18 protein-coding genes and 4 pseudogenes are annotated in these 17,950 nt (G+C 67.0%); 4 read left to right on the top strand and 18 right to left on the bottom strand.

The features are described 5' to 3' along the window. Positions 1-202: 202 nt before the first annotated feature. Both FPV16_RS16910 and FPV16_RS16905 read right to left on the bottom strand, forming a co-directional pair. Positions 203-1,495 (bottom strand): sensor histidine kinase, encoded by a 1,293-nt coding sequence (locus FPV16_RS16910; protein ID WP_227439547.1) that lies wholly within the window; start codon positions 1,493-1,495, stop codon positions 203-205. 13 nt (positions 1,496-1,508) lie between these two features. After that, positions 1,509-2,162 carry a response regulator transcription factor gene (locus tag FPV16_RS16905; RefSeq protein ID WP_227439546.1) on the bottom strand — a complete coding sequence of 218 codons (654 nt, stop codon included), beginning with the start codon at positions 2,160-2,162 and terminating at the stop codon, positions 1,509-1,511. Positions 2,163-2,547: 385 nt separating this feature from the next. Here FPV16_RS16905 and FPV16_RS16900 point away from each other — a divergent pair, with 385 nt between their 5' ends. From FPV16_RS16900 to FPV16_RS16890, 3 genes are all read left to right on the top strand, one after another. Then, a complete protein-coding gene (locus FPV16_RS16900) occupies positions 2,548-3,558 on the top strand; it encodes an antibiotic biosynthesis monooxygenase (protein WP_227439545.1) in 1,011 nt (336 codons plus the stop codon). 58 nt (positions 3,559-3,616) lie between these two features. Then, on the top strand, positions 3,617-4,099 hold the full coding sequence (locus FPV16_RS16895) for a nucleoside deaminase (RefSeq protein ID WP_227439544.1): 483 nt from the start codon (positions 3,617-3,619) through the stop codon (positions 4,097-4,099). Between the two features lie 166 nt (positions 4,100-4,265). Then, entirely contained in the window at positions 4,266-5,660 is a 1,395-nt protein-coding gene (locus FPV16_RS16890) for an FAD-binding oxidoreductase (protein WP_227439543.1), read from the top strand. Positions 5,661-5,680: 20 nt separating this feature from the next. Here FPV16_RS16890 and FPV16_RS16885 read toward each other — a convergent pair. The 3 genes and pseudogenes from FPV16_RS16885 to FPV16_RS16875 form a co-directional block, all read right to left on the bottom strand. Further along, positions 5,681-6,447, bottom strand: a pseudogene (locus FPV16_RS16885) (molybdopterin-dependent oxidoreductase). Next, a pseudogene (locus tag FPV16_RS16880) lies at positions 6,444-6,934 on the bottom strand (cytochrome b/b6 domain-containing protein). The pseudogenes FPV16_RS16885 and FPV16_RS16880 overlap by 4 nt, the downstream one beginning before the upstream one ends. A gap of 325 nt (positions 6,935-7,259) precedes the next feature. Continuing rightward, positions 7,260-7,412, bottom strand: coding sequence for a hypothetical protein (locus FPV16_RS16875; RefSeq protein WP_227439541.1), 153 nt, complete (start codon positions 7,410-7,412; stop codon positions 7,260-7,262). 189 nt (positions 7,413-7,601) lie between these two features. On the opposite strand from FPV16_RS16875, the pseudogene FPV16_RS16870 reads away from it, so the two are divergent. Next, a pseudogene (locus tag FPV16_RS16870) lies at positions 7,602-7,838 on the top strand (transposase family protein); the annotation flags it as partial. Between the two features lie 229 nt (positions 7,839-8,067). Here FPV16_RS16870 and FPV16_RS16865 read toward each other — a convergent pair. The 13 genes and pseudogenes from FPV16_RS16865 to FPV16_RS16805 all read right to left on the bottom strand — a co-directional run. Further along, the gene (locus FPV16_RS16865; protein WP_227439540.1) at positions 8,068-8,673 is read right to left on the bottom strand and encodes a hypothetical protein; all 606 of its coding nucleotides are present in this window, start codon (positions 8,671-8,673) and stop codon (positions 8,068-8,070) included. Then, entirely contained in the window at positions 8,670-9,233 is a 564-nt protein-coding gene (gene gspM, locus FPV16_RS16860; protein WP_227439539.1) for a type II secretion system protein GspM, read from the bottom strand. The genes FPV16_RS16865 and gspM overlap by 4 nt, the downstream gene beginning before the upstream one ends. Continuing rightward, positions 9,230-10,309, bottom strand: coding sequence for a PilN domain-containing protein (locus tag FPV16_RS16855; RefSeq protein ID WP_227439538.1), 1,080 nt, complete (start codon positions 10,307-10,309; stop codon positions 9,230-9,232). Before FPV16_RS16855 ends, gspM begins: the two co-directional genes overlap by 4 nt. Then, positions 10,296-12,023, bottom strand: a complete 1,728-nt coding sequence (locus FPV16_RS16850; protein WP_227439537.1) for a GspE/PulE family protein — start codon at positions 12,021-12,023, stop codon at positions 10,296-10,298. The genes FPV16_RS16855 and FPV16_RS16850 overlap by 14 nt, the downstream gene beginning before the upstream one ends. Continuing rightward, on the bottom strand, positions 12,020-12,883 hold the full coding sequence (locus FPV16_RS16845) for a general secretion pathway protein GspK (protein WP_227439536.1): 864 nt from the start codon (positions 12,881-12,883) through the stop codon (positions 12,020-12,022). Before FPV16_RS16845 ends, FPV16_RS16850 begins: the two co-directional genes overlap by 4 nt. Continuing rightward, positions 12,880-13,644 carry a hypothetical protein gene (locus tag FPV16_RS16840; RefSeq protein WP_227439535.1) on the bottom strand — a complete coding sequence of 255 codons (765 nt, stop codon included), beginning with the start codon at positions 13,642-13,644 and terminating at the stop codon, positions 12,880-12,882. Before FPV16_RS16840 ends, FPV16_RS16845 begins: the two co-directional genes overlap by 4 nt. Next, a complete protein-coding gene (locus FPV16_RS16835) occupies positions 13,641-14,159 on the bottom strand; it encodes a prepilin-type N-terminal cleavage/methylation domain-containing protein (protein WP_227439534.1) in 519 nt (172 codons plus the stop codon). The genes FPV16_RS16840 and FPV16_RS16835 overlap by 4 nt, the downstream gene beginning before the upstream one ends. Next, positions 14,149-14,604 (bottom strand): prepilin-type N-terminal cleavage/methylation domain-containing protein, encoded by a 456-nt coding sequence (locus FPV16_RS16830; RefSeq protein ID WP_227439533.1) that lies wholly within the window; start codon positions 14,602-14,604, stop codon positions 14,149-14,151. Before FPV16_RS16830 ends, FPV16_RS16835 begins: the two co-directional genes overlap by 11 nt. 6 nt (positions 14,605-14,610) lie before the next feature. Then, complete coding sequence (gene gspG / locus FPV16_RS16825) at positions 14,611-15,054, bottom strand: type II secretion system major pseudopilin GspG (RefSeq protein ID WP_227439532.1); 444 nt, start codon at positions 15,052-15,054, stop codon at positions 14,611-14,613. A gap of 9 nt (positions 15,055-15,063) precedes the next feature. Next, positions 15,064-16,278 carry a type II secretion system F family protein gene (locus FPV16_RS16820; protein WP_227439531.1) on the bottom strand — a complete coding sequence of 405 codons (1,215 nt, stop codon included), beginning with the start codon at positions 16,276-16,278 and terminating at the stop codon, positions 15,064-15,066. Then, a complete protein-coding gene (locus tag FPV16_RS16815) occupies positions 16,278-16,877 on the bottom strand; it encodes a prepilin peptidase (protein WP_227439530.1) in 600 nt (199 codons plus the stop codon). The genes FPV16_RS16820 and FPV16_RS16815 overlap by 1 nt, the downstream gene beginning before the upstream one ends. Beyond that, positions 16,874-17,446, bottom strand: coding sequence for a type II and III secretion system protein (locus tag FPV16_RS16810; RefSeq protein ID WP_319802249.1), 573 nt, complete (start codon positions 17,444-17,446; stop codon positions 16,874-16,876). The genes FPV16_RS16815 and FPV16_RS16810 overlap by 4 nt, the downstream gene beginning before the upstream one ends. Next, positions 17,419-17,950: pseudogene (locus FPV16_RS16805) on the bottom strand (hypothetical protein); the annotation flags it as partial. The pseudogene FPV16_RS16805 and the gene FPV16_RS16810, both read right to left, overlap by 28 nt.

Here is a 17,950-nt window from a genome sequence, read left to right as displayed (position 1 = left end):
GCGTATCAATGCTCGCAAAACGCCGACGCATCAATTCGACGCCCGGGATCGATCGGCGCGCGCTCGACGCGGAACCTGAGCAGGTTCAGCAAAAGTGGTCACCGGTTTTGCGTCCTAAAACCTGCGACACTTCAAAAAGCCCAAGCGGAGTGAAGCGTTGGCTTGCCAATGCGAACCCGCTGGGCATCGGGCGCTCCCCGTCTCATTCCTCGCCCGCGGACAGCGTCACCACGAAGACTGCGCCCCCCTGCGTCGCGGGCTCGCACCGCACCGCGGCACCCATGCGGTCGGCGAGGGTCGCGACGATGAACAGCCCCATGCCCGTGCTCGGCGCCCCTTCGGATCGCGCCCCGGCGGCCTGATGGAATTTCTTGAACAGGAGATCATACCCGGCCGGATCGATGCCCGGTCCGCGATCCCGGACCTCGATCGCCACGGATCCGCCATCCCGGGTGGCGCCGATCGTCAGGATGCCGCCCGTCGGGCTGAACCGAACGCCGTTGCTGAGCAGGTTATCGAGGATTTGTGAGAGGGCGCCCGTGTCGAGGGTGGCGATCAACGGCCGGTCCGGCAGATCCGCCTCGATCCGGACGTCGGCGGATTGGGCGAGCGGCTGGATCCGGTCGACGGCGGCCAGCACATGCCTGCGCACATCCTCATTCGCGAGGCGCGCGAGGGGCCGGTGCTCGGCGGCATGCGCCTCGAGCAGACGCGTGGCGAGACCGAGCATCGCGTCGATGCTCGCTTTCGCCTCTCGCAGCACCACGAGCGGTAGTTCCGGCTCCCGTGGCGCGCGCCGGACGGCGAGGTCGAACAGGTTGCGCAGCCCGTAAAGCGGACTGCGCAGGTCATGCGCGGTGATCGCCATCAGGGTGTCGAGTTCGCTGTTCCTTTCCGTCAGCCGATCGTTCTGGAGACGGATCGTCCGCTTCTGCTCGTAATCGCTGCGCCGTCCGGAATGGATCAGCGCCGCGGCCACGACGGCGATGACCGAGACGATCGCCGCATTGACGATGGCGATGACCTGCTCGGCGGGAAACGTCGCCGTGGCGAGCACGATCCAGCAATAGCTGAGCAGCAGCGGGATCAAGGTCAGCGCGAAGGCGAGGGGCGGCAGCACGAACAGCAGGGTCAGAGACAGGAGCATCATGGGATATCCGCTGGTCAGCCGTCCCTTGGCGCCCATCGCGGCGATCGCCCATTGGGTATCGAGCAGGGTCAGGACCAGAAAGATCGCGACGAAGCCGCGCAGGAGCCATGATCCGCCGCCGCGCCGCAACGCCAGCGAGGCGATGAGGAAGGCGAACGCCAGCACGATTTCCACGACGATCTGAACGGTCCTGAGCCCGGTGGCAAACTCGATCGCCTTGGTGAACAGCCCCAGCATGCAGGCGATCTCGACCCGTCGGATATTGACGAGGGTCAGCACCTCTCCGAACGTCAAGCCGGCCTGTTCGGCAGGGGTCACGTCCCAGCGTGCCAGCCAGCTCTTCATGATGGCCTGTCCTTCATGACGGATCGAGACGCCCCGCGACGTAATCCGCCGCATGGCGTTCGAGCATCCTCACGCTGTCCAGCCCGAGCTTGATCTTCAGGCGCTCCCGATAGGTGCCGACCGTCTTGACGCTCAATCCGAGTTCCTTGGCCAGGGATTGCAGCGTCGCCCCGCTGCCGATCAGCCGGAGAACCTGTAGCTCGCGGCCGGACAGGTCGCCGATCTCCGTCCGACGGTCGCGTCGCCGCGCGAGATCGCCCATCAACAGCTGCTGCACCGGCTCGCTGACATGGATGGCGCCCGCCATCACCCGGTCGAGGGCCACGGCGACGGTTTCGAGCGGCTCGGATTTGGCGACATAGCCATGCGCGCCAGCATAGATCACATGTGGTCCCCAGACCGTCTCGTCGCGGCTGGAATAGACGATGATCCTGGCTGTCGGCAGCATGGCACGCAGATCCTCGATCAGCGCGAGGCCGTCGCCCTCTCCCATGATCAGATCGGTGATGATGACGTCGGGCTGCAGCCGCTCGGCCTCAATGAAGGCCGCCTGTGCCGATCGGGCTTCTCCACTCACGTCGAAACGGCCGTCGCCATGGAGCAGCAGCTTCAGGCCCGCCAGCACGATCGGGTGGTCGTCGACGATCAGCAGCCGAAAGAAGGACATGTCTACCCCGAGCGAGCCGGCCAACCAGGGTCGTGCTCGCTAAAATCCCTGCCGCTGCTGTCGGTCATCGACCTACAGCAGATTCCGGCCAGTGCCCATCGCTCGCGATCATGGAGAGCGAGCCTTCGAACGGGGATCGAAACGCGCAGGACAGCCGGACAAGGCGGCATTGATTGCAGACAACCCGTTTACCATCGCTGCGATCATGCTCGTCGCGGCAATAAATCAGAACCGACGCGGCGCATTCCGTTTACAGTTCTCGACGTAGCTGACGATGTGCCTTCGAAAGAGGCGTGAGGATCGAACTCTTGTAGGTCATCGACCTACGGGGCGGCATCGCAGGTCACGTATTCTGTAAGCTGCCAAGGGAAGGGCTTCGTCGACGATGTACGAACCGGATGCCATCGAGATCCCGAATGCGGGCGAAGCTCCGGGCTCTCGCCGGGATTCGGCACGTTCGATAAAAGTCGGGGCGACGAAAGCCGTCGCGACGAAGCTCACCGTGCCGCCCGGCATGGAGGCGCGCTTCGCCGCGTGGCAGGCCGAGTTCACGCGGGTCGTCTCGGCGGCTCACGACTTCGTCAGCCTGGAAATCATCCCCGCCTTCTCCGGCTCGTCCGAGTGGCAGATCATCCAACGGTTCCGCTCGCCCGAAGCGCTGACCCGCTGGATCGAGGACGAGGCGCGCACGGCGCTCCTCGCCGACCTCTCGGCCCTGGACGGCGACGGCAAGACGTCCCGTGTCGACGAGGCGGCGCCGGATTACCATTCGACGACCACCGTCACGGAGGTCATCACGACCATCGTGAAGGCGGGCCAGGAGGAGGCTTTCCGGCGTTGGGCCGAGCGCATCCAACAGGTCCAGGCCCGCTTTCCCGGATACATGGGCACCCTCGTCCAGGCGCCCCTGTCGTCGGACGTCCCGTACTGGACCACGCTGGTCCGCTTCGAAGGCCCGGCCTTCCTCGATGCCTGGCTGCAATCGGCGGAGAGAAAAGCCATCCTGGCCGAGGCGACGCCTCAGGTCTCGACCTGGCAGAGCCACCGGATGAGCAACCCGTTCGCCGGCTGGTTCGCCAACGAACAGCGTATCGCTCCGCCGCCGGCCTGGAAGCAGACCTGCCTCGTCCTGCTCGTCCTGTTTCCCGTCGTCATGCTGGAAATCCGCTTCCTCAGTCCTCTGCTGAACGGATTGCCGCTCGCCGTTTCCACCTTCATCGGCAATGCCATCAGCGTCTCGCTGGTGTCGTGGCCCTTGATGGCGGTCGCGATCCTCGGCCTGGGCTGGTGGCTGAGACCGGATCCGCAGAAGCGCTGGCGCACGGAGGTGCTGGGTATGACGGCTCTGGCCGCCTTGTATGCCGTCGAGCTGTTCGTGTTCTCCCGCTTCATGTGACGACAGATTACCAACCATGACAGCGAAAGCTGATCATCATCATCGAGGAAGACTGGACATGGCTCACGACCACAATGATTTCATGGCTCGGGCAATCGCCCTGTCCGAGAAGACCTCTCTGGTCGAGAGTGCCGGCGGTGTGTTCGGATGCGTGATCGTTCAGGATGGCGAGATCATCGCCGAGGGAGCCAATCGCGTCGTCGCGGAAAACGATCCGACCTGGCACGGAGAGATCGAGGCCATTCGCAAGGCCTGCAAGTCACAAGGGACGTTCAAGCTCCGCGACGCGACGCTCTATACCAGCGCCGAGCCCTGCCCGATGTGTATGGCGGCGGCCTATTGGGCCGGCATCAAGCGGGTCTATTATGCTGCCCAGGTGGAAGACGCCCTGGAATACGGCGGCTTCGATGACAGCATGATCTATGCCGAGCTCAAGAAGGACGTCACCGAGCGGTCCATCCCGACCACGCAGATCATGCGCGCGGAAGCCGTCGAGGTCTGGAAGAAATACGCCCAGAAAGCGGACCGGGTCCCTTACTGAAAGCAGTGCGGACCTCATCGTGAGCCCATCTCCGTCCGGGCGGTTTTCGCCCGGGCGGCCTCTTCTTCTCAGGTCGCTTGCAAAGCGCCGCTTCGCCCTCGTGCTCCGAGCGAGACCAGGCCGTGGCGGTGAGTTTTCGTGAGCCACTCCTAGACTGCGTGACGCCATGAACATCGATGGTCTGAGGGCAGCTTGCAAAGGCGAGGTCTTCACTGCGGAGGACGAACACTTTCTCGAGGCGATCCACGGGAATCTCTGGAACAGGCTGATCCCGGACCGTGCTCCGCAGGCCGTCGTGAAGGCCTTGGACGAGGACGACGTCATCGCGGCCGTGCTGTTCGCCCGCGCGAGCGGGCTGCAGGTCGTCGTACGCGGAGGCGGCCACAACTGGTGCCAGCCGAGCTTGCGTCACGGCGGTATTCTGATCGATCTCGCGAATTTCACCGAGATCGTCTCCATCGATACCGACAACCGCAGGGCGATCATCCAGCCGATCGTCAGCAACCGAGACATTCAGAGGGCCCTCAATCCCCTCGGGCTGGCCTTTCCGACAGGCCATTGCCCGCAGGTGAAAGCCAGCGGCTATCTGCTCGGGGGCGGCATGGCCTGGAACCCCACCGTCTGGGGCTCCGGAGCGGAGAGCGTCGAGGCCATCGAACTCGTCACCGCTCAGGGCGAACTGATCACGGCGAGCGCGACGGAGAACGCAGAGTTCTTCTGGGCCGCCCGAGGGGCGGGGTCTGGATTCTTCGGTATCGTGACGAAGTACTATCTCAAGCTTCATCCGCTGCCAAAAGCCATGCATGGCAGCACGTATTACTATCGCCTGGCAGACGCTCGGGCGATCGGGACCTGGCTCGGCTCGTTGGCCCCCGGCATCTCCCCCGCGGTCGAGTTGAGCCTGTTCATCGTTCAGGCTCCGCCGGAGTTGAGCGGACAGGTCGCCGCTGAGAACGGCTGGCTGTGCATGGTGACGGCCACGGTGTTCGAGGACGCGCCGGACGCCGCGAAAACCGCCTTGCGGGTGCTGGAGCGCTCTCCGATCCCACCCCTTTCGTCGTCCTTCGCGACGCCGCTCACCTTCGAGCAGCTCTTCGATGCGTCGGGATCCTTCTGGCCGGAAGGCGCCCGCTCGCGCGTGGAAGCGACCTATTCCGATCACAGTCCGGGAGAGTTGGTCCAGGCCATCCTGCCCCTGTTGCCCGATGCGCCATCCGCCACCTCCGTCTTCCTGCTGACCATCTTCTGCGGCCCGGATGTCCCGGCCGCGCAGAAGGACATGGCCTATTCCGTCTCCGCCAAGGTCTACGGCGGCCCATGGACCATGTGGTGGAAGGCCGAGGACGACGACGCCAACACCAAGTGGCACCGCCAAATCACGACGACGTTACGGCCCTACAATACGGGTTACTATATCGGCGAGACGAATACGGTCGAGCAGCCCACCAACGTGCCGCAGGCTTTCACGCCCGAGAAGTGGGAACGGCTTTGTGCGTTGAGACGCAAGCACGACCCGGATCGGGTGTTTTTCGATTACGAAACCGGATTTATCGATAAATGAAATATACTACATGTGTAATATTATAGTCCGGAAAACCAGTTATAACCCTGGTCTTCCCAGTACCCTCCCGGGTATTGGTTGGTGATTGTGATCGCCACGATGTGTTTGGGGTTCTTGAAACCGAGCTTGGTCGGAATCCGCAGCTTGACGGGGAAGCCGTATTTCGGCGGCAACGGTGCGCCGGCATAGTCCAGAGCGAGGATCGTCTGCGGATGCAGCGCGCTCGGCATGTCGATGCTGGTCCAATAATCGTCACCGCAGGCGAACCGGACGTAGCGGGCGCTCGTATCGGCCCCGATCCGCTCGAGGAAGGTCCGGAACGGGACCCCCGACCATTGTCCGATGGCGCTCCACCCCTCCACGCAGACGTGGCGGGTGATCTGGCCCTCCTGCGGCAAGGCCCTCAGGCGATCGAGGGTCCAGGGCGTCCTGTCGTTGACGAGGCCGGTGAGTTCGAGCTTCCAGGCGTTGCCGTCGATCTCCCGGATCTTGCTCGCCGGATAATAGGCGTTGAACGGGAAATCTGGAGTGATGTCGGAGGCTGCGAAGGTCGGCGCCAGGCGCGTGCCGCCGAAGAGCGCGGCCTGGACCCGATCGTTCAGCCGGGAGATCCCCCCGAGTACGCCGTCACCTGCGGGTTGCCGGTCAGATCGCAGCCGCCGAGGGCGAGGCTGCCGGAAGCCACGAGACCGCCGCGAAGGAACAGGCGTCGGTCCGGCCGGATCAGGCACGCCTCGGAGGTCGCGACATTCACGTCGGGTCGGCAGAGACGGTCGAAGGTCTTCATGGCTTCACCACACGATGACGGCCGAGATGGACCTTGCGGCCGACGATCATCGTCGGCAGCGTCCTCGGGACGAGGAGCACGAGGGCGAGGTGCACCCCTACGAAGCCGGCGATGCCAGCCATGGCGAGGAAATGGACGATCCGCGCCGTATCGTAGCCTCCCATCAGGGCCGTGAGCGGGGCGAACTGGACCGGCTTCCGAATCGCGAGGCCGGAGAGCACGATGACGATGCCGATCAGAAGGACAGGGCCGCGACGAAGTCGTGCCAGATCTCGCGCGGGCGTAGCGGTGTGAGGCGCTGGCGCAGATGGCCGGAGGCTAGACCATAGGTGAGGTAGACGAGGCCGTTGGCGACGAGGAGCCAAATGGCAGCAAAGTGCCATTGCAGGGCGCCGCCGAGCCAGCCGCCGAGGGTGATCGCTTTCGGAAAGGACCAATCGCCGACGATCGGCGAGGCATTGTAGATGCGCCATCCACTGGTGATCATGATCAGCATAGCGAGCGCGTTCACCCAGTGGGTGATCCGCACGACAAGGGGGTGGATCGGGCGCTCGGCGCGATGGGAAGCGGATGTCACGAAGCATTCCTGACGTGGTGCCGGGCCTCGGGCGGGATGGCGGACTACGAATGCGGGGCCGATCCGACGCTTCCGTCGAAAAGGCAGATGCCGGGACGCTGTTGGCGCCGAACCGGAAGGGAAGCGGCACGATTGCCAAAGGCTGGGCCGCACCCTGATATTTTGCCCGTCGAAATTGGGAAGAAGTCGGCAGGAGGCCCGAAAAACCTCCTGCACCATATCTATAGAGACTGGGTCACTTCTTCATCGAATCCTTGGCCATTCCGTCCTTGGCCATCGAATCCTTGAACATGCTGTCCTTGGGCATCGCCTCGGCTGCGAATACCGGCGTCGCCGTGACGGCCGTAGCAAGGACGAGGGAGGAGGCGATGCGCGAGAGTGCGTTCATAGGATCTATGCTTGGTTTGCATGCCGGGACTTGCAGAAAACCTGCGGCTTGCCTGTCGTTCGTTATCCATGATGCAACCGGTTGCAATGGACGACGTTATCAGTCTAACGCTCTGAATTCGGGTTAACCGCGGTTTACGGATTGTGCTGAGGCTGACTCTGTGGGCGACGCTGCGCCGGAGCCCCTTCGATGAGCCTTGCGATCCCGGAAAACCTGCCGGAGCGGCGCCTGACGGCGCTTCTGGAGCGTTTGGAAAGATCGAGGACCCGCGTGCGCCCTGGCGGGGCGCCGTCTCATGACCGAAGGTTCTGCTGCTGATGGTCTGCAGCACGAACTGCGACTGCGAGGACTATGACCTGATCGCCGCCTGGGGCGAAACGCACCTGCCGGTGCAGCTACGCGACCCTGCCGTATCATCATGGCGTGGACGTGGTCTTCAAGGAAGACCTCCCGCATGCAGTGCGGCCACGGCCCCCTCAACAGGGAATCGTACGGCGCGTCGCCTTCACCATCGTCTGCGCAGGACGCGGAAAGCGCTCCCTAGAAACGACCAGAAAAGCCACAGGATGGCAAACCTTCCCCCTCAACGACCGCATCAGACCAAACCATTACCCTGGACTCGTTGCGGTGACTGCAAAACCATAGTAACAGCGCGTCATCGCTGCGACAGATCGACTTTGTAACGCTTCTTGAACATCTCTATCGTGAGTTCCGGGACCTTGACCGGAGGCGGCTCCTCTTCTTGAAGATCATCGGCATCGGACCTGTCCTTGTCGGCACGGCGTGAGAACATCCGCAGTTCCTGCCTGTCCTCGTCCCGCGAGAGTTCGATCGCCGCGTGGGATACGATGGTCACCGTCCAGGCCTGAATGATGTCGCCGGTACGCAGGCGATGGATCTTTCGGTCGGCGAGATCACGGACGATGGCGAGATCGCTGCCGTCGATCTGGAGAAGTCCCAGCAGCTGCAGGTTCGGGGCGGGCGTCGGGGCAGGCGCGGCTGGCACTTGCGTTACGGGCACCGGTTCCGGCGCCGCCCGGGGGGCGACGAAGCGTCGGCGGGACGCCTCGAACAGGGGCTTGTCGCGAAAAGCCGTGAGTGATTCCGGGTCGATGGACCGGAGCGGGTTGATGGCGGATTCCTGCATGGCAGGGTCCGTCGGCTCGGCCCGCGCGGTGCGCCCGGAGAGACCGGCGAGGCACAGCGCCGCCAGCGTCGCCGACAGGAGCAGCGGTGCGGGATGTCGCTTTCCGCGGATCATGTGGGTTTCGTCTTCCAGTAGCCATGGACCACGAGGCTAACGCGCAACAGCGTGGGCCCGGACCGCTCCCCACGCGGCGCCCGCGTGACGGTGACCTCGTGCACGTTCAGCACCGGGAGCCCGGTCTCGATCGCATACAGCAGATCGGCGAGGCCATCGTTGCCGATATCGAAGGTGGTTTGGAGCACGATGCCCTCGATCGGGCCGGCGCCCTGCTCGGACACGATCTGGGTCTCGACGAGCCGACCGTCCGCCGCGTCGATGAGACGGCCGAGAAGGCTCAGGAGTTCCGCCCGTGCCAGGCTGGCACTGGGGCTCGCCAGGTAGATCGGCGTGACGTCCCGCACGGCTGCGCGGCCCGACAGGCGCGCCCTCATCTGCGTCTGCATCTGGGCCAGGATGTCCGCCTTGGCCGTGGTCTCCTCGGACCAGGCCAGGGTTTGCATCAACGTCGTCACGGTGACGCCACCAAGGAGAACCGGCAGGCCGAGAAAGACAAGGAGCGCCGCGGCCCGCCGAAGATCGGGCCGGTCGAGGCTGCGCAACAGGGCGTTGCTCATCGTCCGCCCTCCGGCACCGGGGCTGCCCCCCGATCCGCGACGATCTCGAAACTGTCGATGCCGTCCTCCTCGCGCGTCACGGGCGCGGAGAAGCGCACGTTCGTCAGCCCGGAGGCTTCGAGGAGGCCGATCAGGTTGCCCGCGTCGCGGGACTGGCCGACCAGCCGGATCGTCCGGGCTGCGATCTGCAACTCGCGCAGGTGGCTGTCCTCCGGCAGGATCCTCGCCACGCGGTCGATCAGGAGCATCGCCGAGGTTTCGGGCGTCTTGCCCGCGAGGATCACGGCCTCCGGAGCGGCCTCCCGCCCCACCATGCCGCGCAGCGTCCTGCGGATCTTCGCCAGATCGAAGGATACGTCCTCGAACCGTGCTTCGACCACGGACGACCAGATCAGGCTGCCGAGGGTGAGAGCGGCGAGGCTCGCCGTGGCGCCCCCCCAGGCCAGCATGACGTGCCGCCTGAATCGGTGAGGCGAAGACGGAACGCCGCCGCTTCCCAGGTCGATGAGCAGGGATTGCCCGGTCGCGGCCGGCCGCGGCCCGAGTCCGGTCAGAGTGAGGCCGAGGGCTTCGATGACCGTCTGGGGGCCGGCGACGGCATGCTTGGGTACCGCTGCGAACTCGATGCCGATCGCCTCGGCATCCTCGCTGACGATACGATAGCCATAGAGGATCCGGTCCGGCCGCCACGGGGTGAGACGTTCCAGGCGATGCGCCAGAATCGGAGCGAGATAGAGGCGCCCGGCGGCCGGCAGTTTCAGACTCCGCTGCAGTACCGCCTCCGGCGGAAGGTGAAGTTCTACCGCGGACCAGGACGACGCGGCAATCTCGGCACGGGAAGCGTCGCTCAGGGCCGCGAGGGGGCCGAGATCGGAGACCGCCTCGCCCGTGACCCGGTGAACCCCCAGATCGCCGGCGCCGTCCAAGAGGAAGACGAGCCGCCGGGTTGGCATCCAGCGCGTGCAGAGAGGTTGGATCAGGGCGACAAAGCTGTCGAGCAGGAGCGCGAAGATCCGCCGTAAGGGTGTGAGACCCTGCCACAGGCGCGGGAGGACCGGAATTTCAGCCCACCGCACGGAACACCTCGTCGATGCAGGTGAAGCCCTCGGCGGCCTTGATCAGGCCGTCTTCCAGCATGGTGGTCATCCCGCCGAGGCGGGCGGCCGCCAAGAGGCGCTGCGGGTCGGGCCTCTCGCGGATCAGCGCCCGGATGTCCGGGGTCGCCGCGAAGACCTCGAAGACGCCGACCCGGCCATGGAAGCCGCTGCCGCCGCAGGTTGGGCATCCCACCGCGCGGTAGTAGTCGGCACGCACCGGTACGGACAGGCCGCGGGTGCGGCACAGGTCACGCGCCTCGGCATCGCGTTCGGGAGCCGGTCTGCGGCAGCGTTCGCACAGGCGCCGGACCAGGCGCTGGCCGAGGACGCCGCGCAGGCTCGCGGCGATGAGATAGGGTTCGACGCCCATATCGGCGAGGCGGACCACCGCGTCGGTGGCCGAGTTGGTGTGGAGGGTCGTGAGCACAAGGTGGCCGGTGAGCGCAGCCTGAATGCCGATGCTCGCGGTCTCGCCGTCGCGCATCTCGCCCACCATCATCACGTCGGGGTCGTGACGCAGGAAGGCACGCAGGGCCTGGGCGAAGCCGAGACCGATGGAGGGCTTGATCTGGGTCTGGTGGATGCCGGCGATCTGATACTCGATCGGGTCTTCCACCGTGACGATCTTGCGGGCGGGATCGTTGAGCAGCGACACCGCCGTCGCCAGGGTGGTGGTCTTTCCGCTGCCCGTGGGACCGGTGACGATGATGATACCGTGGGGCTCGGCGAGCAGGCGCTCGAACGCCGTCCGGTTGACCGCATCCATGCCGATGCGGGCGAAATCCAGCAGCCGCGCGTCTTTCAGCAGGATGCGCGCCACCGCCGTCTCGCCATAGAGGGTGGGCATCACCGCAATGCGCAGATCCGCCTCCACATGGCCGATGCGGATGTTGGCGCGCCCATCCTGCGGCAGGCGCCGCTCGGCGATGTCCAGGCCGGCCAGGATCTTGATGCGGGAGATCACCGCCGGAGCGAGGCGCTTGGGAAGCGACTGGTCGAGGCGCAGGATCCCGTCCACGCGCAGGCGGATGCGCAGGGCCTCCCGCCCGGTCTCGAAATGGATGTCGGTGGCGCCTGCTTCCAGTGCCCGTTCCAGCACCTGGTCCACCGCGCGGACGATGGGCGCGCCGCGCGCCAGATCCTGCAGCGCCTCGGGATCGTCCCCGAGCGCGAGGTCGAGGCCCTCAAGGGCGGCGTCCGGTCCGTCGACGCGTGCCGCCTGTCCCTCGTGCTCCTCCTTGCCGATCTCGGCGAACAGGCGGTCGAAGGCGTCGAAGGGCAGGACCGTCAGGGCCTCCGCGCCAGGGAGGGCGAGCCGCACCGCATCGATCTCCTCGCCGGAACCGGGATCGGCGACAGCAAGGCAGAGGCCATCCTTGCCGGCATAGGGCAGGAGAAAGGTCTCGCCCAGGAAGCGCAGGGAGAGATCGGCACCGACGACCATCCCGGCCGCCACCTCCGCCGGCTGGGCGAGGGGAAGCCCGTGGAACTCGGCCACAAGGACGGCGAGATCGGCAGCACTCGCATGGCCCCCGCGCCAGAGGCTTTCGAGCGGGCCGCCCTCACTGCCGATGCCCGGCGGGACCGCCACGCCCCGGCCGCGCAGGAACATAAGGATGTCGCGGGAGGGCGCGCCGCGCTCCATCGACGACGGCCCGGCCGTCAGGACGTCGCCATTCTGGATATTCGTCATTCCGACCAGTCCAGGACGTGGAAGGGTGCCAGTTCGGAGTTCGCAGAAGCGATCACCGCGCTCACGCTCTTGGCGCGGGCCGTGTGACCGCGGGCGGTGACTTCCACGCGATAGGCCGGCCCGGGCTCCGTCTTGATGCTGTCCCCCAGGGCGCCGAGGGAGGCCTTCAGGGCAGAGACACTCTCCGGCGTCGGATCCTTGCGCCGCGCAAGGATGTCCTCAAGCGCCGGCCGTGAGAGACCGGGCAGAGCTTCGAGAACGGCGCGGCTTGCGCTCAGGACATTCACCTTGCCGTCCGGATTGTAGACGGTGACGAGGGGGGCGAGGGCCCGGACATCGCGCGGGCTCAAGCCGAGACGGGAGGCTGCCTCGTCGAGGGATCGCAGGGGGCGGCCCGAAGACGACCGCTTCCCGCCGCGCCCGGCTTCCGTCTTGCCCGGCGCCTCCTGCACCTTCGTCTCGTCGCGCCAGGCGAAGAGACGGGCCGCGAAGGTGTCGGGCGCCACGCCGGATGCGCCGCTCGCCCGGAATGCGGAGGCGAGAAGATCGGGCGGGGATCCGTTGAGATCCACGAGACCGGCCTCGTCGCGGACCGAGGCGACGAACCGCCCGCCCGGGAGGGACAGGCTGCGGCCGTTCAGCTCGTCGGCGCTCTGCTGCTCCAGCAACAGCCGGTAGGCGGTCAGGGCGATCCCGGCATGGGCGAGCCCCGTCAGCGCCACGTCCTCGTCAGCGAGGGCGACGCTCTCCACCGCGGAGCGCAGGGCGAGAAAGGCGCTCCCGGTCAACGCGGCGATGAGGGTGAGGATGCCGATCACCGCCACGAGGACGAAGCCCTGCCGGTCCGCGGGGGGCCTCACAACCGGCCCTTCTCGGGGGAGAGCCGGGGCGCGATGGCGGCGGTCTCACCCCGCTCCTGTCGGTCGGGCAGCCCGCACGGTCCCTGACCACCTTGCAGGCAGCCGATGTCGCTGTCGACCATCAGGCGCGTGCGGGCAGACAGGACGACGCGGCCGGATTCGGGATCGACCATCTCCACCAGGACCACCTCGGGAAGGTCGGGACCGCTCGGCCACTCCGTCTGCGGCAGCGGGAGAGCCTTTCCCTGTCGCGACGGTGCGAGATAGGCGAAGCGCAGGCGGGCGCGTCCGGCGTGAAGCTCCTGTCCATCCCCGAAGGCGAGGTCCTTGAGGCCGCCCATGCCGGGGCGGAGCGGCGCCTCGCTGCGGAGGATACGCCCACCCTGCGCGCTCGCCTGGCTGGAGAGGGACACGACGCGCTCGCAGAAGACGGGACGATCGCCGCGCTTGTCCGACCCCGCCTGGGCGAAGACGAGACGGGTCGTCTTGCCCTCGAAGATGAAAGGCTGCGGTCCCCGCCCATCCCAGCGGGCCCGCACCAAGCGGCGCAGGTCGCGCCCGATCGCGGTCACGGCCCGGTCGAGGGATTCCACCTCGTGGGCTTGGGCGACGCTGCGGTCGAGAACGCGCAGGAACAGCCCCGAGGTGGCGACGAGGCCAGAGAGGACGAGGGCGCTGAGCGCGAACGTCGTCAGCGTCTCCACGAGAAGCGAACCCTCGCCTCCGCGAAGCCGCTTGGGAGCCTTGGAGGGGCCGCTCACGATGCGGCCTTTCGGGCAAGGGCGATGGTATCGATCCGGAGGGGTCGGCCCGTGGTCTCCACGCGGATGGTGACACCCACGGGCATCCACGCCACCTCCTCGCCGTCCGTCCGGTCGGCCTGTCCGGAAGTGCTGTCCGCCTTCGGAGCCCCGTCGCGGGGGGCCTTGCGGGTGGCGTCGGGGCGTAGCCCGGCCCCGGCGAGGACGCGCCGCACATCGTCACCGAAGGGGCGGGCTTCCACGCTCCAGCGCCGTCCGTCGGTGCTGCCGGACAGGCTGTATTGAGCCGCGTCGCGCCGTCCCAGCGCGGCATCCAGCAGGGAGCGGGCGACGATCTCGCTGCGGGTACGATCGTCGATCGCCTCGGTTCCGGCCCGTAGCATCACGGCCATGCGGAACAGGGGCGGCGAGACGGCGGCCAGCACGGTGAGGGCCACCAGTGCCTCGACGAGGGTGAAGCCGGCATTGCCACCGGCGCGGCACCCCGCCTTCGAATGGGGGCGATCAATGGACAAGGGCGATCGCTCCCGTGTCGCGACTCACCCGCAGGTCGATGCGGCGCCCGGCCGAGGACAGGATGAGATCGCCTCCGGAGGACCGCCCGTCGGGATAGAAGCGGATCGCGTCGGGCAGGGATGCGCTGAGATCGACGCGCATGCCCGGCCCGGTGGAGAAGCCGGCGCCACCCCGTTCCGAGCGGACGATCCCGGCGCGGGAATCGACCAGGGTGGCGCTCGGACGGCCGGACGCGAAGGCGGCGTTGCGGTCGCCGCGCAGGAGCGCCGAAACCTGATAGGCGCTGGCCCGGAGGGCGGCCGGCCCCGGACCGCCGCGCAGGAACGGAAGCGCCAGCCCCGCGAGCAGGCTGATGAGCAGGAGCGCCGCGATGGTCTCGATGAGGGTGAACCCCGCCCGTCGGGCCGCCGGGCCGCCTCGTTGTGGAAGGGTCAAACGAGCCATGGCAGCTCACTCCTCCTTGGCGCCATCGGTTCCACGGCCGTTGGGGCCGAGGGAGACGATGGTGTAGGGAGCGTTCTTGCCGGGGACGCGATACTCGTAGGGCCTGCCCCACGGGTCGGCCGGCAGGGTCGATTGCTTGAGATAGGGCCCCGCCCAGCGGTCCGCGCCGGCCGGGCGCGCCACCAGGGCGGCGAGCCCCTCGTTGGCGGTGGGGTAGCGGCCGAAATCCAGGTAGTAGAGGTCGAGGGCCGAAGAGAAGGCCTCGACCTGGAGCTTGGCCGCTTTCTCGCGCGAGCTGCCGAGATAACCCAGCACCCTCGGGCCGGCGAGGCCCATCACCAGCCCCAGGATCACGAGGACGACGAGAAGCTCGACCAGGGTGAACCCGCCGCCGCGGTCGCGCCGCCCGCGGTGGTCGGACAGTCTGTTCGGGATCGTGTTCGAGAACATCCGGGCCTCTTACTTCAGGAGATCGTTGACGCTCATCAGCGCCGTCATCACCGAGATGATGAGCCAGGCGATCATCACGCTGACGACCATCATGGTGGCGGGGCCGATGATGGCGATGGCGCGCCCCAGAGCGGCGTCCAGGCGCATTTCGTAGAAGCCCGCCACCCGCCGGGCACTGTCGGCGAGATCGCCGGCCTCCTCGCCCACGCGGAGCACCTGGACGACATGGGCCGGCAGGACGCCGCGCGTCGCGAGCGACTGCGACAGGCGCTGGCCCTTGCGGACATCGGCGATGACGGTGTCGATCTCCCGGGACAGGGTCGGCAGACGGACGACGTCGCGCAGCAGACGCAGGGTGGTGGAGATGTCGATGCCGTTCGAGACCAGCACCGCGAGGGTCCGGCAGAAGGTCAGGGTTCCCGCGTAGAGGAAGAGGGTGCGCAGCACCGGCACCCGGAAGGCCAGCCGCAGGCCGAGGCGATGCCGGGCGGTCACGCGGCTCACGACGAACAGGCCGAGCACGAGGGCGGCGAGCGCGACGAGGATCGCCTCGCCGTTGTGGCGCAGGAACGCGGAGGCATCGAAGACGAGGAGGGCGGAGGGATCGAGCTTGTCCTTGAAGCCTTCCAGCGCGGTCTCGAATTGCGGGATCACGTAGACGAAGATGAAGGTCATCGCGCCGAGCGCCGCGAGGATGAGGAAGACCGGGTAGCTGATCGCTCCCACCAGCCGCTTGCGCAGGCGTTCGGTGCGCTGGCGTTCCTCGGCCAGGGTGGTCAGGGCCTCCTCGAGTCGACCGGTGGCCTCTGCGACCTCCACCATCTTCACGTAGATCGGCGGGAACAAGCGAGGATGCTCGGACAGGGCCTGCGAGAAGCTGTTGCCGCCGGCGAGCGCCGCGTGGAGATCGCGCAGCACCTGCTTCTGCCAGCGCCCCGCGCCCATCTGCGTCAGCAGCTGCAGGGACTGACTCAGGGTGACGCCGCCCTTGAGCAGCATGACGATATCGAGGGTCAGGGCCGTGACCTCCTCGCCACGGGGCTGCGGCGTCAGCCACTGGCGCCAGTCCCGGCGTGCGCGTCCCCCCGCCGCGGTGAGGGCCGCGATCGGCACCAGGCCGGCCCGGTCGAGTTCCTCCAGGATCTCGGCCGGCGAACCACCGTCCATCACGCCGGAATGGATGCGTCCGCCCGGATCGATCGCCCGATACGTGAAACTCGGCATCAGAACCCCGTGGCGGCGAGGGACGGGACCATCATGCCCAGCGCCCAGACCAGCAGGATCGCGGGAGCCAGGAAGGCGCCCAGGGCGATGCGGTCCCGCGCGCCCATCGGCCGCCCCGCGCCCCTGCGGACCAGAACTAGCAGGAGGGCCAGGGCGCAGGCGCCGCAGGTCGCCCAGGCGAAGCCCTGGGCGCCCACGAGCACGCCCCCCGCGAGGGCGAGCTTGACGTCCCCGAACCCCAACCCGTCGTAGCCACGCCGGCGGTAGAACAGCTCCCGCAGAAGGAGCAGGGTTCCGGCGCAGATGACGGCGTCCACGACGAGGCCCGCGATGACGAGCCTGGGATCGTGGAGAGCCTCGAGCCCATCACCGAGGCGCAGGGCCGCCCCCACCATCACGATGCCGGCGACGGCGCCGTCGGGGATCGTGAACGTCACCGCGTCCTGCCAGGTGATCCAACCGACGAGGCCGAAGATCACCACGGCGGCGAGGAGGCGCGACAGGTTTTCCGCCGGCAGAGCCGCGAGCAGGGCGGCCGCGACGAGACCGACGGCGACAGCCGCCCGATCGGGATGCGGAACGAGGCTGCGGGCGATCATTGCTTGTAGACGGCCGCCCGGGCGGGGGCATCGGCCCTCGGCCTGCCGGACAGCTTCAGACGCGAGCGGAATTCCTCGGCCACCGAAGCCGCGTCCTCGCCGTTGCGCACCACGACCGGGCGGATGAACATGACGAGCTCCTTGCGGTCGAAGCCCTTGTCGGTGGAACCGAACAGGTCGCCGATCAGCGTGCGGGCGAGATAGGGAATGCCGTCCTTCACCGCGTGGCGGCTTTCGCTGATCATGCCGGCCAGGAGCACGGTCTGGCCGTTGTTGATCGTCAACGAACTCGACACCCGGCGTCGTGAGATCGTCGGCGTGAGCGTATCCTCGCCCTTGGAGACGTTGGAGATCTCCTGTTCCACGTCGAGGGTGACGGTGTCGCTCTGTCCCACGCGGGGAATCAGCTTCAGGATGATGCCGGTATCCTTGAATTCGACTTGGTTCAGGACGGGCGCGTCGACGTTGACGACGCTCTGCCCTTGTCGCGTGGTAATCGGCACCTGATCGCCCACCTGGAGCACCGCCGGCTTGTTCTCCATCACGACGAGGGAAGGCGAGGACAGCACCTGTACCTTGGAGATGCTGTCGAGGGCCGAATCACCACGTCGGGACTGTTGCCGCCGCCGACGAAGTTGAAGCCCGGCAGCTTGCTCTTCAGGATCTGCTCGGCGGTGTCGCCGAGACCGATGGAGCCCTTGTTCGCGCCCAGCCCCACCCTGTTGCTGCGCAGGTAGAACTGGATGCCGTATTTGAGGGCGTCGTTGAGCTGCACCTCGGCGATGATCACGTTGATCGCCACCTGGACCGGGGCGACGTCGAGGCTGCGCATGACGGCGAGGACCTTTTGATAGGTCTCCCCGTCCGTGTACGCGACCACGGTGTTGTTGGCAGGATCGGCATTCACCGACAGGGACAGCCGGCGGCTCTGCCCGCCGCGGCCGGATTCGCCCTCGCTCTGGACGGGATCAGGGGTGAACGCCTCGGCCGAAGCCGGGGCGGTAGGAAACCCGCCCGAACGTGTGGCGCTCACCGGCTGGGTCAGGGACGGCTGCATCCCTCCCGGATTCGAG

This window comes from Methylobacterium sp. W2, assembly GCF_020662345.1.
Lineage (GTDB): Bacteria > Pseudomonadota > Alphaproteobacteria > Rhizobiales > Beijerinckiaceae > Methylobacterium.
Note: the sequence above shows the minus strand (reverse complement) of the source record. Positions and strands in the feature narration are given on the sequence as shown.